This is a genomic window from Rouxiella badensis, from assembly GCF_002093665.1.
Classification (GTDB): Bacteria; Pseudomonadota; Gammaproteobacteria; order Enterobacterales; family Enterobacteriaceae; genus Rouxiella; species Rouxiella badensis.
Map to the genome: position 1 here is coordinate 18916 of NZ_MRWE01000033.1, position 15485 is coordinate 34400.

At 56.9% G+C, this 15485-nt stretch carries 9 protein-coding genes; 4 read left to right on the forward strand and 5 right to left on the reverse strand.

Annotated elements, in window-relative coordinates:
- Positions 1–111: 111 nt before the first annotated feature.
- The 3 genes from tcyJ to tcyN are packed head-to-tail and all read left to right on the forward strand — an operon-like array spanning position 112 to position 2345.
- Complete coding sequence (gene tcyJ, locus BS640_RS17385) at positions 112–915, forward strand: cystine ABC transporter substrate-binding protein (RefSeq protein WP_017491237.1); 804 nt, start codon at positions 112–114, stop codon at positions 913–915.
- 12 nt (positions 916–927) lie between these two features.
- Complete coding sequence (gene tcyL, locus BS640_RS17390) at positions 928–1596, forward strand: cystine ABC transporter permease (RefSeq protein WP_026110447.1); 669 nt, start codon at positions 928–930, stop codon at positions 1594–1596.
- Positions 1593–2345, forward strand: coding sequence for an L-cystine ABC transporter ATP-binding protein TcyN (gene tcyN / locus BS640_RS17395; RefSeq protein WP_017491235.1), 753 nt, complete (start codon positions 1593–1595; stop codon positions 2343–2345). Before tcyL ends, tcyN begins: the two co-directional genes overlap by 4 nt.
- A 97-nt stretch (positions 2346–2442) precedes the next feature.
- On the opposite strand, the gene katG is transcribed toward tcyN, so the two are convergent.
- Both katG and putA read right to left on the reverse strand, forming a co-directional pair.
- Positions 2443–4659: a catalase/peroxidase HPI gene (katG, locus tag BS640_RS17400; RefSeq protein WP_017491234.1), complete on the reverse strand. Its 2217-nt coding sequence runs from the start codon at positions 4657–4659 to the stop codon at positions 2443–2445.
- A 266-nt stretch (positions 4660–4925) separates the two neighbouring features.
- Entirely contained in the window at positions 4926–8897 is a 3972-nt protein-coding gene (gene putA / locus BS640_RS17405; protein ID WP_026110446.1) for a trifunctional transcriptional regulator/proline dehydrogenase/L-glutamate gamma-semialdehyde dehydrogenase, read from the reverse strand.
- Between the two features lie 445 nt (positions 8898–9342).
- Here putA and putP point away from each other — a divergent pair, with 445 nt between their 5' ends.
- Positions 9343–10827 carry a sodium/proline symporter PutP gene (putP, locus tag BS640_RS17410; RefSeq protein ID WP_017491232.1) on the forward strand — a complete coding sequence of 495 codons (1485 nt, stop codon included), beginning with the start codon at positions 9343–9345 and terminating at the stop codon, positions 10825–10827.
- A gap of 120 nt (positions 10828–10947) precedes the next feature.
- On the opposite strand, the gene BS640_RS17415 is transcribed toward putP, so the two are convergent.
- From BS640_RS17415 to BS640_RS17425, 3 genes are read right to left on the reverse strand one after another with little or no spacing between them, the layout of a single operon-like run.
- Positions 10948–12969, reverse strand: a complete 2022-nt coding sequence (locus BS640_RS17415; RefSeq protein ID WP_084912998.1) for a CocE/NonD family hydrolase — start codon at positions 12967–12969, stop codon at positions 10948–10950.
- 30 nt (positions 12970–12999) lie between these two features.
- Entirely contained in the window at positions 13000–14625 is a 1626-nt protein-coding gene (locus tag BS640_RS17420) for an ABC transporter ATP-binding protein (RefSeq protein ID WP_084912999.1), read from the reverse strand.
- Complete coding sequence (locus tag BS640_RS17425; protein WP_017491229.1) at positions 14622–15467, reverse strand: ABC transporter permease; 846 nt, start codon at positions 15465–15467, stop codon at positions 14622–14624. Before BS640_RS17425 ends, BS640_RS17420 begins: the two co-directional genes overlap by 4 nt.
- Between the last annotated feature and the right edge of the window lie 18 nt (positions 15468–15485).

A 15485-nucleotide genomic window follows, 5' to 3' on the forward strand; every position in this document is an offset into this window, starting at 1 on the left:
TGATGTAATAAGCTAATTTTATGCTTTTAAGTGATAAGCTTTTAAGATTATATTCCAGTGAAAATATGCTCTCGCGGGGCATAAAAACTAAAAACAAACATTGAGGTGAGTATGGCTTTTTCAACATTACGTCGTCGTTTGCTTCTGGGTGCGATGGCGGTAACTCTGTCAGCAGGCGTGGTTAGCCATTCTTTCGCAGCTTCTGAAAACTTGCTTAACACTATCAAGCAGCGCGGTACGCTAATTGTTGGCCTTGAGGGCACCTATCCCCCGTTCAGTTTCCAGGGCGATGACGGCAAGTTGACCGGTTTTGAGGTCGATTTCGCCGATTCTCTGGCGCAGCACATGGGCGTGAAAGCCAAGCTGTCGCCGACCAAATGGGACGGTATGCTGGCGGCGCTGGACTCTAAACGTATCGATGTGGTTATCAATCAGGTGACTATCTCTCCAGAGCGTGAGAAAAAATACGACTTTTCGACACCTTATACCGTTTCTGGTATTCAGGTGCTGACCAAAAAGGGTAACGAGTCCAAATTCTCGACGCCGGATGACCTGAAAGGCAAGAAAGTCGGTGTGGGCCTGGGCAGTAACTACGAGCAGTGGCTGCGCGCCAATGAGCCGGGCGTCGATATCCGTACCTATGATGATGACCCAACTAAATATCAGGATCTGCGCGTAGGCCGTCTTGACGCTATTCTGGTGGACCGTTTAGCGGCACTGGACTTGGTCAAGAAAACCGGTGATACGCTGGCCGTTGCGGGCAAACCTTTCTCTCGTCAGGAGTCTGGCGTGGCTATCCGCAAAAATAACCCTGAACTGGTCGCGGCTATTAACAAGGCGATTGCCGATATGCAGAAAGACGGCTCACTGGCGAAAATTTCCGATAAGTGGTTCGGTGCCGACGTCACCAAGTAAGGTTTAAACCTGATGCATGAGAGTCTACAACTGGTGCTGGATTCAGCACCATTTTTATTAAAAGGGACCGTCTTCACCCTCGAGTTGAGTCTCGGGGGGATGGTCTTTGGTTTATTACTGGGGTTCCTGCTGGCGCTGATGCGCCTTTCGCATTTCTGGCCGTTGTCATGGCTGTCGCGCGCCTACGTGTCGATTTTCCGCGGGACGCCGCTGATTGCCCAGCTGTTTATGATTTACTACGGTTTACCGCAGTTTGGCATCGAACTTGACCCGATTCCTTCGGCAATGATTGGTCTGTCGCTTAATACGGCGGCCTACACCTCCGAGACGCTGCGTGCGGCCATCTCCTCTATCGATAAAGGACAGTGGGAAGCGGCGGCCAGTATCGGCATGAATTCTTGGCAGACGCTGCGTCGCGTGGTTCTGCCTCAGGCTGCCCGCACTGCGCTGCCGCCGCTTGGCAACAGTTTTATTGGCCTGGTGAAAGACACCTCGCTGGCGGCGACCATTCAGGTGCCGGAGCTGTTTCGTCAGGCGCAGCTGGTGACCTCGCGCACGCTGGAAGTGTTCACCATGTATCTTGCCGCCTCGGTGATTTACTGGGTGCTTGCTACCGTGCTGTCCTTCCTGCAAAACCGTTTGGAAGACCGCGTTAACCGTCAGGATCAGGAGCCATCATGAGTACCATTGACGTGAACAAGCTGGTTAAAAAGTTCCATGGTCAGACGGTGCTACACGGTATTGACCTACAGGTAAACGCCGGGGAGGTCGTGGCGATTATTGGGCCGAGCGGCTCGGGGAAAACCACGCTTCTGCGCAGCATTAACCTGCTGGAAATACCGGACTCCGGCACGATTACCGTGGGTAATATTGAAATTGACGCCAGCGTGCCTATCAGTAAACAGAAAGAAAAGGTGCGTAAGCTTCGTCAGCAGGTGGGGTTTGTGTTCCAGAACTTTAACCTGTTCCCGCACCGCTCGGTGCTCGAGAACATTATCGAAGGTCCGGTGATTGTGAAGGGCGAGCCGCGTGCCCAGGCCGAGGCCGAGGCACGCAAGCTGTTGGCCAAGGTCGGGTTGTCGGGCAAAGAGAGCGCCTATCCGCGTCGTCTCTCTGGCGGACAGCAGCAGCGCGTGGCGATTGCCCGTGCGTTGGCGATGAATCCAGAGGTTATCCTGTTTGATGAACCGACGTCGGCGCTTGACCCTGAGCTGGTGGGCGAGGTGCTTAACACCATTAAGGCGTTGGCTCAGGAGCATCGAACCATGGTTATCGTCACCCACGAGATGAGCTTTGCTCGCGACGTGGCAGATCGCGCCATCTTTATGGATCAAGGCAAGATTGTCGAGCAGGGTCCAGCAAAAGAATTGTTCTCTGCGCCGAAGCACGAACGGACAAAACAGTTCCTGGAAAAATTCCTGCAAAATTAGAGTATTGTTTAGCTAAGCGGCCCGTCGTGCGGCAAAAAAAACCGGCACATTCAGTCAATTCTGACCGTCTGTGCCGGCTATATCACTTCAGACTGCGTTAAAGATCGAAGCGGTCCAGATTCATCACTTTGGTCCAGGCGGCAACGAAGTCTTTAACAAACTTCTCTTTGGCATCGACGCTGGCGTAAACCTCGGCGTTGGCACGCAGTATGGCGTTCGAGCCAAACACCAAATCGGCGCGGGTGGCGGTAAATCGTGTTTCACCACTTGCACGGTCTCGCCCTTCGAAGATTTCTCCCGTAGCATCGACAGGCTTCCACTCATAGCGCATATCCAGCAAATTCACGAAGAAGTCGGCGTTAAGTTCACCGACTTTATCGGTAAAGATGCCGTGATGGCTGCCGTCAAAATTGGCACCCAAGGCTCTTAAACCCCCGATCAGTACGGTTAACTCTGGCGCAGTCAGCGTCAGCTGCTGAGCCTTGTCGATAAGCAAGCTTTCCGTTGGGGTGGAGCTTTCAACGCCGCGATAATTGCGGAAACCGTCGGCCTTCGGCTGTAGCCATTCAAACGACTCAATGTCAGTCTGACTCTGACTGGCATCGACACGGCCCGGCGTGAAGGGCACGTCAATGCTGACGTTAGCCGCTTTTGCCGCCTGCTCTACGCCCACCACGCCTGCCAGCACGATCACATCGGCTAAGGAAGCCTTGTTGTACTCCTGCTGAATAGTTTCCAGCGTTGGCAGCACGCGAGCGGCAATGGCGTTAACTTCCCAATCTCTTTGCGGCAACAGCGCGAGGCGTGCGCCGTTAGCGCCACCGCGTTTGTCGCCACCGCGGAAGGTTGAGGCCGAAGCCCAGGCCACCGAAATCAGCTCACTCACGCTCAGGCCAGCAGCAGCAATCTTCTCTTTGAGGTAGGCAACGTCGGCCGTCGTCGGGTTATAAACCGGCTGCGGCAGTGGGTCTTGCCAAATCAGGTCTTCTTTTGGTACTTCGGGTCCGATATAACGCGCTTTCGGCCCCATGTCTCGGTGGGTCAGTTTGTACCAGGCGCGGGCAAAAGCCTCATTAAACGCCTGCGGGTCATTGAGGAAACGACGCGATATTTTCTCAAATTCAGGATCGTGGCGCAGCGTCAGGTCGGTAACCAGCATGGTCGGTTTGCGTTTTTTCGAGCTATCAAACGGATCGGGAATAATGTCGCCAGCATCGGAGGCTTCAAACTGAATGGCGCCTGCCGGGCTACGGGTTTGCACCCACTCATATTTGAACAGGTTTTCGAAGAAATAGTGGCTCCACTGCGTCGGCGTCTGCGACCAGATAACTTCCAGACCCGAGGTTATGGCATCCGCGCCCGCGCCGTTTCCATAACTGCTGACCCAACCCAGACCCTGGGTTTCCAGCGGCGCGGTTTCTGGATCAACGCCAACGTGGTCTGCAGGACCGGCACCGTGGGTTTTGCCCAGCGTATGTCCCCCGGCAATCAGCGCGACAATTTCTTCATCGTTCATGCCCATATTGCCGAAAGTTGCACGGATGGCCGGGGCCGCAGAGGCAGGGTCACCGCTGTGATTTGGGCCTTCCGGGTTGACGTAGATAAGCCCCATTTCGGTTGCGCCGAGCGGAGACTTGGCCAGTGCTTCAGGATGACGATGTTCCAGCCAGGTTTTTTCATCACCCCAGTTAACGTCAAGATCCGGTTCCCAGACGTCTTCGCGTCCGGCACCAAAGCCAAAGGTGCGGAAACCGGAGTTTTCGAGGGCTACGTTACCAGCAAGAATATACAGGTCAGCCCAAGAAATTTTCTGACCGTATTTTTGTTTAACCGGCCACAGTAGGCGACGTGCCTTGTCGAGGCTCACGTTATCAGGCCAAGAGTTTAGTGGCGCAAAACGCTGCTGGCCGCGACCGGAACCGCCGCGTCCATCCACGGAACGATAGGTGCCCGCGCTGTGCCAGGCCATACGAATAAACAACCCGATGTAGGTTCCCCAGTCGGCAGGCCACCACGGCTGCGACTCGGTGAGCAGGGCGCGCAGGTCAGACTTAAGCGCGGAGTAGTCTAGTTTGGAGAATTCGTGGCGATAGTTGAAATCTTCGCCCAGAGGGTTTGAACGGTTGGAATGCTGATTCAGCAGGTCAACTCTTAACTGATTAGGCCACCAGTCTCGATTATGAGTCCCGCCGCCTGCAGTTTCGTTTTTAATCGCGTGATGAAAAGGACATTTACCAACATCTGCTCCAGCTTCTCGGTCTGCTTCAACAATAGGTTTTGCAGTATTATCTGCATCATCAATAGGATTGCTCATAGGTATACTCCTTTTAATTAATTCTCACCTCTACCCTATACGCGGGCATTGATAAGTCATACCTGAATTACTCTATGGATTTGATAGCCTTTTGCCTCGGTAATAACGCACGCATAAACGCTGCTTAAACCTGCCTTTGTCACAGAAACAGTGTGGATTAAACTTTTAACTAATTCACTATAAAAAAAACGGGCTCTATCACAAAAGATAGAACCCGTAGCCGTCGATATTGCCTAAAGAGTAGGCGTTGCCTGTTACCGTATTAATTAACCGATAGTCATCAGGCTGGCGTTACCGCCTGCCGCCGCGGTGTTGACGGAGAGCGAGCGTTCAATCAGCAGACGCTCAAGCAGCAGATTGGTCTCGCCGCGCGCAAAACCCTGCACCGACACGATAGGGCCTGAACGTTTCGCCAGCGTCTGACACAGGTCACGCAGCTGATCCGCGTCACCGTGGTAAATCACCGCGTCGAACGCCAGATTACTGCTCTGCCAGTCGGCGGCAAAGTCGATGCGCTCCTGAACCGCTTTAGGCAGACGCTTGAACAGCTCGCGCTGTACGGTCGCTTCAGGCCACAATATGCGGCAGCCGGTTGCCGTTGCCGCGGCCAGCTGAATCAACGCGTCGTGCGCGTTGTCGGCCAGCGCCAGTACGCGCTCTCGTGGCAGCAGGGCGTAGGTATTACGCTCACCGGTCGGGCCAGGAAGTGTACGCAGCGTACCGCCCTGACTCCACTCGGCGAACTCGCCACAGACGGTCGCGATACCTGGCTCGTCTTTGGCCGCCCACTCGGTTAATGCCTGGTGCGGGACCAGCAGAGACTCGCGCACGGTGGCGTCGAGTGGCATCGGATTGTCGTTGCCGTTGAGCAGGGCGTTGACCGCCTCGTCAGGACGGCTTGCCAGCAGGCGATAAAGATACAGCGGACCCCCGGCTTTCGGCCCTGTCCCTGACAGGCCTTCGCCGCCGAACGGCTGTACGCCCACGACCGCGCCGACCATATTACGGTTGACGTACAGGTTGCCAACCTTGGCACGCATCGTCACGCGCTGAATAGTCTCGTCGATGCGGGTGTGGATACCCAGCGTCAGGCCGTAGCCTGCTTCGTTAATCTGATCGATTAATGCGTCGAGGTTCTGACGTGAATAGCGCACCACGTGCAGCACCGGTCCGAAGATCTCTTTCTTCATCTCATCGAAGCTGTCCAGCTCAATCAGCGTCGGCTTAATAAAGGTACCGCGTGACCACTCCTTGCTGTCGTCGGTATTGTTCTGCGCGGCCTGATACACCTTGCGGCCTTTGGCGCGCAGCGCTTCGATATGATTCTCGATATTGGCTTTCGCTTCGGCGTCGATAACCGGACCGATATCGGTAGAGAGACGTTCCGGATTGCCCATGCGGCATTCGGCCATCGCGCCGCGCAGCATTTGAAGCGTGTGGTCGGCAACGTCTTCCTGAATACACAGCACGCGCAGGGCGGAACAGCGCTGACCGGCACTGTCGAATGCTGAGGCGACCACGTCGGTCACCACCTGTTCGGTCAGAGCAGAGGAGTCGACTATCATCGCATTCAGACCGCCGGTTTCGGCAATCAGCGGCGTCGGACGCCCCTGCGAGTCAAGACGACCGGCGATATTGCGTTGCAGAATACCCGCAACGTCGGTTGAACCGGTAAACAGGACGCCGTGCACGCGTTCGTCGTTAACCAGAGCGGCACCGACGGTTTCACCCCGGCCCGGCAACAGCTGCAACACGCCCGCAGGGACACCGGCCTCAAGCAGGATGCGCACCGCTTCGGCGGCAACCAGCGGCGTTTGTTCGGCCGGTTTGGCCAGTACACTGTTACCGGCGGCAAGCGCAGCGGCGATTTGTCCGGTAAAGATAGCCAGCGGGAAGTTCCACGGACTGATACAGACCACCGGGCCAAGCGGACGGTGGCTGTCGTTGCTGAACGCTTGTTCAATCTGACCGGCGTAATAGTGCAGGAAGTCGACCGCTTCACGCACCTCGGCGATGGCGTTGTTAAAGGTTTTGCCCGCCTCACGCACCAGCACACCCAGCAGGTTCTGCATCTGTGATTCCATCAGTTCGGCGGCGCGTTGCAGGATAGCCGCACGTTCTTCAGGCGGCGTCGCGAACCAGATAGCGCCTGCGTGAGTCGCGCAGTCGAGCGCCAGGCTAATTTCTGCCTCGGTGGTTTCGCGTACCTGACCTACTACGTCGCTCGGCTCGGCCGGGTTGACCACGTTGTCGAAGGTCACGTCGGTCAGACGGTCTTCAGCCAGTTTTTCGCCCAGCATAGGCTCCGCGCGCAGCGGATGCGCGGCGCTTGCCAACAAGGCGCTGGAAAGGGACGCCAGACGGTGTTCGTTTGACATATCCAGACCCGCAGAGTTAGCGCGTTTTGCGCCATACAGATTGCGCGGTAGCGCGATACGCGGATGCGGCAGGCCAACCTGACCCTCTTCGGCGGCCAGCTGTTCCACGGCCTTGACCGGGTCAGCCACCAGCTCGTCGAGCGGCAGCGTGGCGTCGGCGATGCGGTTAACGAAGGAGGTATTGGCACCGTTTTCCAGCAGGCGACGCACCAGGTATGCCAGCAGCGTTTCATGGGTACCGACCGGGGCATAGATGCGGCAAGGGCGGTTCAGTTTGCCGTCGGCCACTTTACCCACCACCTGTTCGTACAGCGGTTCGCCCATGCCGTGCAGGCACTGGAACTCATACTGCCCCGGATAATAGTTGTTGCCCGCCAGCTGATAAATCGCCGCCAGCGTGTGGGCGTTGTGGGTGGCGAACTGCGGATAAATAAGATTTGGCACAGACAGCAGTTTGCGTGCGCAGGCCAGATAAGACACGTCGGTGTACACCTTACGGGTGTAGACCGGATAGTCTTCCAGACCGTCAACCTGAGCGCGTTTGATTTCGCTGTCCCAGTATGCGCCCTTCACCAGACGGATCATCAGGCGGCGACGGCTGCGCTGCGCCAGTTCGGTGAGATAGTCGATGACCATCGGGCAGCGTTTCTGATAGGCCTGAATAACGAACCCGATGCCGTTCCAGCCGGCCAGTTCAGGCTCGAAGCACAGTTTTTCCAGCAAATCGAGGGAGATTTCCAGACGATCGGCTTCTTCGGCATCGATATTGATGCCGATGTCGTATTTACGTGCCTGCAAAGTCAGGGCCAGAAGGCGCGGGTAAAGCTCTTCCATTACGCGCTCGTACTGCGCGCGGCTGTAGCGCGGATGCAACGCAGAAAGTTTGATGGAGATCCCTGGACCTTCATAAATACCGCGACCGTTCGAGGCTTTACCGATGGCGTGAATAGCCTGCTCATAGGACACCAGATAAGCCTGCGCGTCCTTTTCGGTCAGCGCGGCTTCACCCAGCATGTCGTAGGAGTAGCGGAAGCCTTTATCTTCATGTTTGCGGGCATTGGCCAGCGCCTGTGCAATGGTCTCACCGGTCACAAACTGCTCGCCCATCAGGCGCATCGCCATGTCCACGCCTTTGCGAATCAAAGGTTCGCCGCTCTTGCCGATAATGCGGTTCAGAGAGGAGGAGAGTTTGGCTTCATTGTGGGTAGCGACCAGACGGCCGGTAAACAGCAGGCCCCAGGTAGCGGCATTCACAAACAGTGAAGGGCTACGGCCAAGGTGCGACTGCCAGTTGCCGTTGCTGATTTTATCGCGGATTAACGCGTCACGGGTTGGTTTGTCGGGAATACGCAGCAGCGCTTCGGCGAGGCACATTAGCGCTACGCCCTCTAATGAAGAAAGCGAGAACTCCTGCAACAGGCTTTGCACCATTCCGGCGCGTCCGTTTGCACTTTTTTGGTGCCGCAGTGCATTGGCGAGGTCGTAGGCCAGCTTGTGGGCAGCGGCATCCATAGGCGCATTCAGGCGAGCCTGTTCGAGCAACATGGCGACCGATTCTGGCTCTGGGCGACGGTATGCTGCGGTGATGGCGGCACGACTCACTGACTGTGGATGGATCTGCTCCGCGAAGTCGAGGAACGGCTGGTGTTCAACGGCAACGGGCACGGCGGTATCGTCGTTGTCAGCCCCGTGTGCACCCGCTATCTCGGCAAGGCTAGCGCCCGTCTCGAGCTGCTCCAGATAGGAGTAGATAGCCTGTTTGATAAGCCAGTGCGGGGTGCGATCGATGCCCTGCGCGGCGGTCTTAATTCTGTCACGTGTGGCTTCATCAAGCTTCACGCCCATAGTCGTTGTTGCCATTACCGGGAACTCCATTTGTCAGTAAAACCTATAATAATTTCGCTACTATCTGCCATGTTGCAACTTTGTGCAACCAAGTTAAATGCAGGAAATGTGCCGACTTTAAAATTAGTGATCTAATTAACAAAATAATAACGGCATGATTGTTGCTTAATCAATTTGAGGGTTGCACTGGGTGCAACTTTGTAAGAGTGGGTAGGAAAAAAAGATGCAACCCGGCGTCACAACTTTGTGATTTTCGGGTTGGCAAGATGTATTGAAGGCGTTAAAAGTCTTGGCCTGTAACCGATGCTCCACTAGTATCCTCAGGCCGAAACAGGCGTATGAACGCAAAACAGGACGATGACGCAGTACATTACGCGGCAATCCATCGAAAACGCGGGAGGGTAACCTGACGTTTTTAGGGCGGCATAGATAATTAAATATAAATACATGGAGAACTTGCATGACGATGAACACACCCATGGTGGTGACATTTTGTGTCTATATTTCGGGCATGATTCTAATAGGGTTGTTTGCGTATCTGCGCACCAAGAACTTTGACGACTACATCCTCGGGGGCCGCAGCCTCGGTAGTTTCGTCACCGCACTGTCGGCAGGCGCATCGGACATGAGTGGCTGGTTGCTCATGGGATTGCCCGGCGCGATTTTTGTTTCGGGAATCTCAGAAAGCTGGATTGCTATCGGTTTAACTATCGGTGCCTATCTCAACTGGAAGCTGGTCGCTGGCCGCCTGAGGGTGCACACCGAGGCCAATAATAACGCGTTGACGTTACCGGATTATTTCACTCATCGCTTTGAAGACAAGAGCAAACTGCTGCGCATCATCTCGGCGCTGATCATTTTGATGTTCTTCACCGTCTACTGTGCTTCTGGCGTGGTGGCCGGTGCTCGCCTGTTTGAAAGCACCTTCGGCATGAGCTATAGCACCGCGCTGTTTGCCGGCGCGGCGGCAACCATCCTCTACACCTTTATTGGCGGCTTCCTGGCGATCAGCTGGACCGACACCGTGCAGGCCTCGCTGGTCATTTTCGCGCTGATCCTGACGCCAATTATCGTGATTCTGGCGGTGGGCGGTGTGCACACCTCGATGCTGGTTATCGACACTAAGAACCCTGAATACACTAACATGTTCAAAGGTTTGAACCTGGTGGCTATCCTCTCGCTGCTAGGCTGGGGACTCGGTTACTTCGGTCAGCCGCACATTCTGGCGCGTTTCATGGCCGCCGACTCGCATCACACCATTAAGAATGCGCGCCGTATCAGCATGACCTGGATGATCCTCTGCCTGTCTGGCACCATCGCAGTCGGCTTCTTCGGTATCGCCTACTTCTCCAGTAATCCAGGCGTGGCAGGTAATGTCGACCGCAACAGCGAACGCGTCTTTATCGAACTGGCGAAAATCCTCTTTAATCCATGGATAGCGGGCGTGCTGCTCTCCGCCATCATGGCAGCGGTGATGAGCACCTTGAGCTGCCAGCTGTTGGTGAGCTCGAGCGCGATTACCGAAGACCTGTATAAAGCCTTCCTGCGTAAAAAGGCCAGCCAAAAGGAGCTGGTGTGGGTAGGGCGCGTCATGGTTCTGCTGGTGGCGGGCGTGGCAATTTATCTGGCCTCTAACCCTGAGAACAAAGTGCTGGGTCTGGTGAGCTATGCGTGGGCCGGCTTTGGCGCCGCCTTCGGACCGGTTATCCTGATTTCACTGGTGTGGCCGCGCATGACTCGCAACGGTGCGCTGGCGGGCATGATTGTCGGTGCCGTGACCGTGGTGGTCTGGAAACAGTTCGCCTGGTTTGGCCTGTACGAAATCATTCCCGGTTTTGCCTTTGCTGCTGTTGCCATCGTGTTGTTCAGCCTGATGGGACGCAAACCCTCGGCCTCCATCGAACAGCGCTTCAATGACGCGGAAGCCCAGTATCGTACCGTTTAGTCTGCTGATTTAAACCGCTTCACACTTTCCCCTTACCGGGGATTGTCAGGGCAGAGGAACTTTCATTCCTCTGCCTTTTCTTTGCCTCAGACTCCCCCGATACGCTTTATGCGTCTGGGCCTATCGCGCAATGCGCTCATGCCAGTACTTTGTGAACTCTTCTTCACCGTTCAGGCTGACCACCATATCGCCGCTGACGATAAAGTGCGTCAGGTCGCTGCGCATCTCCAGCGTGATTTCCGCTTCAATCCACCAGCCCTCGCGGCCGATGCTCATGGTTTGTGTTAACAGATAGCGGGCCGACAGCGGGTCGCTATTGTTCACGCTGAGCTCGCGGCGCAGGTTGTGGTCGACCGTGGTATCGATATCGTCGAAACGATAGACCCCTTCACCAAACACGCCTCCGACGCCGTGAGTGACCGAGGTCCAGTTGTCCTGCAGGAAATCATAGCTCAGCGTGCGGTCAACGCGGCCCGGCGACAGCAGGGTGACCGGGGTCAGAGCAGCGGTTTCAGGCTGCGGATTCGGCCCGTCTATTGCCACCGGCTCGGCGCACACCGGCAGGGTAAGCTCTGCGCTGTGCAGGTCAAGCGTCAAGGTGGCGGCCTCGGCCATTGGCCAGACCATTGGCCAGTAGGTGGTGGCAAGCGAAATTCGCAGCCGATGGCCTGCCGCAAAGCGGTGGGCGATGCCATCGAGCTGCACGTTAACCTTGACCTTCTGGCCGGGCACCAGCGGCACCGATTTGTGCTGCCCTTCCAGGTGTGCCAGATTCATCCAACCGTGGGTAACGCGATTGACCGCGCCGTCCGGCGCGACGTCGGAAAGGCGAACATAGAGCATCGCTGCCGGTTTATCGCTCTGTAATTCGACGCTGAATTGGCTAAAGCCGAAGATTGACAGCGGTTCGGCGAGCGGCTCGCTGTCGAAGATTTCAGCCTGACCGTCGTCGACTCGCTGGTCCGGCGGAGTTTCACCGAGCACGCCAGCCCCCATCCATTCTCCGGCCATCAGCCCATGGTTCTGCGGCGAGCAGACGGAAAGCGTGGCGGGCAGAGCACTGGGTTCAAGATTTAGTTGGCCACGCGTCAGCCAGCGGCGTTGACCGTGGACGTTGCTGGCGCTCCCGGCGTCGAAACCGAGCCATTGCCCCTTGCTGGTAGGACGCTGAGCCGAAGGCGGTTGACTGTCCTGTTGCCAGGCCTGAATCATCGGGCCTTCCATCGCCGCGTTAGGGAGGTCTTTCAACCAATGGTCCCACCATTGCAGCGCCTCCTGCAGGAAGCCTATCGCCGGTTCTGGTGTGCCGTCCTGCGGATAGACATGCGCCCACGGGCCGATAATGGCACGACGCGGCACCTCAAGGTTGTCCATAAGGCGGAAAATCGCGTTGCTATAAGAATCGGCCCAGCCGCCGACCGCCATCACCGGGCACTGAATCGCCGACCCGTCCTCGCACACCGAACCGTGCTGCCAATAACGGTCGCGCAGCGGATGCTCCATCCACAGCGCCGGGAAGAACGGCATGTTTTCGAGGCGATGCAGCCACTCGTTGTACCAGCCGTCGCCGACTAAGGCCGGGTCGGCCGGGCGGCTCTGGTAGGCCAGCATGATGCCGCCCCACCAGAGGTTATCGTTCAGCAGGCAGCCGCCCTTGTAGTGAATGTCGTCGTTGTAACGATCGTCGGTCGAACAGACGGTAATGATTGCCTTGAGCGCTTTAGGGCGGCGAGCGGCGACCTGCAACGCATTGAATCCTCCCCAGGATTTGCCCATCATGCCGACCTTGCCGCTGCACCACGCCTGGGAGGCAATCCAGTCGATCACCTCCAGCGCGTCGTCCTGCTCCTGCGGCAAATACTCATCGGTCAACAGCCCGTCCGATTCGCCGCTGCCCCGCATGTCGACCCGCACCACCGCGTAGCCGTTTCCCGAGAAATAGCCGTGCATCGGTTCGTCGCGGGTGCGGGTTCCGTCGCGTTTGCGGTAGGGAATGTATTCAAGAATGGCCGGTACCGGCTGTTCGGCGGCGCTGTCCGGCAACCATAGCCGTACCGCAAGACGAGTGCCGTCGCTTAGCGGCAACCACAGGTGTTCTATCTGGGTGACGCTGTGCGGAAATTCGCTGATTATCTGTTTCATACTGCTCCGGTATGCGGTTTATCCCAAGGTCTAGGCGACGTTTTTAGTCGCCGTCTGACGCAGACTGAGAACTTCATCGAGCCAACCCGTGCGCAGTTCCGGCACTGAGGTTAGCAGCTTTTCGGTGTATTCATGCATTGGCGGGCTGAATACCTCATGGGTGTCGCCACTGGCGACAATCTTGCCGCGATACATCACGGCGACCTGATGAGCGAGTCGTTTGACGGTGCTCAGATCATGGGTGATGAACAGGTAAGAAAGCCCCAGCTGGGATTGCAGTTTGCGCAGCAGGTTAAGGACCTCCTCGGCGACCAGGGGATCGAGCGCTGACGTTGCCTCGTCGCAGATAATCAGCTCAGGGTTGGCGGCTAAAGCACGGGCAATGCACACCCGCTGTTTTTGACCTCCCGAAAGTTCGCCTGGATAGCGGTCGATAAGCTTGACCGGCAGTTCGGTGAGGCGCAGCAGCTCCTCCACGCGGGCTCTGACCTGACGTTTGTTGAGGCCGAAGTAGAAAGCGACCGGTCTGCCGATAATCTCCAGCAGTGTTTGCCGCGGGTTGAGCGCGACATCAGGCAGCTGGTAAATCATCTGCATGCGGCGCAGCGTCTCTTTGTTGCGCTGGGCGTATTTATGTGACAATGTCACACCATCGAAACTCACCTGACCGACGGTATCCGGCAACAGGCCGACCAGCGCGCGAGCCAGCGTGCTCTTGCCGCTGCCGGACTCACCGATAATCGCCAGCGTTTTACCGCGCGGCAGGCTAAGATTGACCTCATCTACCACCTTTTTACCGTTGTAACCCGTACTAAGCTGTTGAATTGTCAGCAGCGGCGTCTCGGTCTGTCTGTTGACCTGCGTTGCCTCTTCAGTCATGCCGTGAATGCGTTCAGCCACCAGCCGCTGGGTGTATTCCTGCCGTGGACGCGTGAGAATCGCCTCCGTGGTGTTGGTTTCTACCTCTTCACCGTGGCGCAATACCATGATTCTGTCCGCCAGCTGGGCGACTACCGCCAAATCGTGGGTGATATACAGAGCGGCGGTGTTGAACTCGCGCACCAGCTTGCGCAGCATCACCAGCACTTCAATCTGAGTGGTGACGTCCAGCGCGGTGGTAGGTTCGTCCATGACCAGCAGATCTGGCTGACACGACATCGCCATTGCTGCCATGGCGCGCTGAAGCTGTCCCCCTGAAAGCTGGTGCGGATAGCGTTGGCCGATATTTTCCGGGTCCGGCAGGTCGAGCGCGCGAAACAGCGTAATCGCCCATTCCCGGCTCTGCTGTTTGTTCATCAGGCCGTGACGAATAGGGCCTTCACAGACCTGACGCTCAATCGTTAGCGCGGGGTTAAAGGCTGCGGCGGCGCTCTGCGCGACATAGGCGACGCGTCGTCCGCGCCACAGGCGTTTTTCAGCCGACGCAAGTTTCATCATATCGGTGCCGTTGAGCAAAACCTCACCGGCGCTGATGCGACAGCCCTGTCGCGCGTAACCTAACGCCGCCAGTCCAATGGTGGATTTCCCCGCGCCGGACTCGCCAATCAGCCCGAGCACTTCGCCCGCGGCCAACTGAAGAGAGACGGATTTAACCAGCGGTGAGCCGTCGAGTGTATCGACGCACAGTCCGCGAATGTCGAGCGTGGTCGCTTTCATGACTGATCTCCGTGTGCAAGGCTGTTGCGTGCCAGCAGCCAGTCAACCACCAGATTGACGCCGATAGTCAGCAGAGCAATCGCCGCCGCCGGATACAGCGGCGCATACTGGCCAAAGTTAATTGCCTGCGCGTTATCGCGCACCATGCTGCCCCAGTCGGCATAAGGTGGCTGAATGCCAAGCCCGAGGAAGCTCAAACCGGCGATAAACAGGAAGGTAAAGCAGAAACGCATCCCAAACTCCGCCAGCAGCGGCGGGATGGCGTTGGGTAGAATCTCTTTGGTCAGCACCCAGCGTAAACCTTCACCTCGCAGGCGGGCGGCCTCAACGTACTCCTGACAGACAATCGCCTGCGCCACCAGTCGGGCCAGACGAAATACCCGGGTCGCGTCGAGCAGGGCGATAGTCAGCACCAGCACCGGGATTGAGGTGCCCATGACCGACAGCACCATCAGCGCAAAGATAAGCACCGGGATCGACATCAGGGTATCGACAATGCGTGACAACACCACGTCCACCCATTTACCGTAAATCGCCGCCGCAAAGCCGGTCACGATACCGATGATAAATGAGCTGATGGTAATCGCCAGGGCGATAGCAATGGTGGTGCGTGCGCCGTAAAGAATACGCGACAGCATGTCGCGCCCCAGACTGTCGGTGCCGAACGGCGTATGAATCGAAGGCAGCAGCCAGATATCGCCCACCTGTTCGGTTTCACTGTGCGGCGCGAGCCACGGCGCAAAAATCGCGCCCAGCAGGTTCACAGCGATAATAACGATCCCGACCCAGGCCGACAGGGGAATGGCGCCTAAAGAACGCCGTAGATTGATCTTTCTGTTCATCAATAGCAGGTCCTTATC

What these genes read in the sequence shown, in the direction of transcription:
- tcyJ (WP_017491237.1), top strand. Translation starts at nt 112, where the DNA reads ATGGCTTTTTCAACATTACGTCGTCGTTTGCTTCTGGGTGCGATGGCG.
- putP (WP_017491232.1), top strand. Translation starts at nt 9,343, where the DNA reads ATGACGATGAACACACCCATGGTGGTGACATTTTGTGTCTATATTTCG.
- BS640_RS17420 (WP_084912999.1), bottom strand. Translation starts at nt 14,625, where the DNA reads ATGAAAGCGACCACGCTCGACATTCGCGGACTGTGCGTCGATACACTC.
- tcyN (WP_017491235.1), top strand. Translation starts at nt 1,593, where the DNA reads ATGAGTACCATTGACGTGAACAAGCTGGTTAAAAAGTTCCATGGTCAG.
- katG (WP_017491234.1), bottom strand. Translation starts at nt 4,659, where the DNA reads ATGAGCAATCCTATTGATGATGCAGATAATACTGCAAAACCTATTGTT.
- BS640_RS17415 (WP_084912998.1), bottom strand. Translation starts at nt 12,969, where the DNA reads ATGAAACAGATAATCAGCGAATTTCCGCACAGCGTCACCCAGATAGAA.
- tcyL (WP_026110447.1), top strand. Translation starts at nt 928, where the DNA reads ATGCATGAGAGTCTACAACTGGTGCTGGATTCAGCACCATTTTTATTA.
- putA (WP_026110446.1), bottom strand. Translation starts at nt 8,897, where the DNA reads ATGGCAACAACGACTATGGGCGTGAAGCTTGATGAAGCCACACGTGAC.
- BS640_RS17425 (WP_017491229.1), bottom strand. Translation starts at nt 15,467, where the DNA reads ATGAACAGAAAGATCAATCTACGGCGTTCTTTAGGCGCCATTCCCCTG.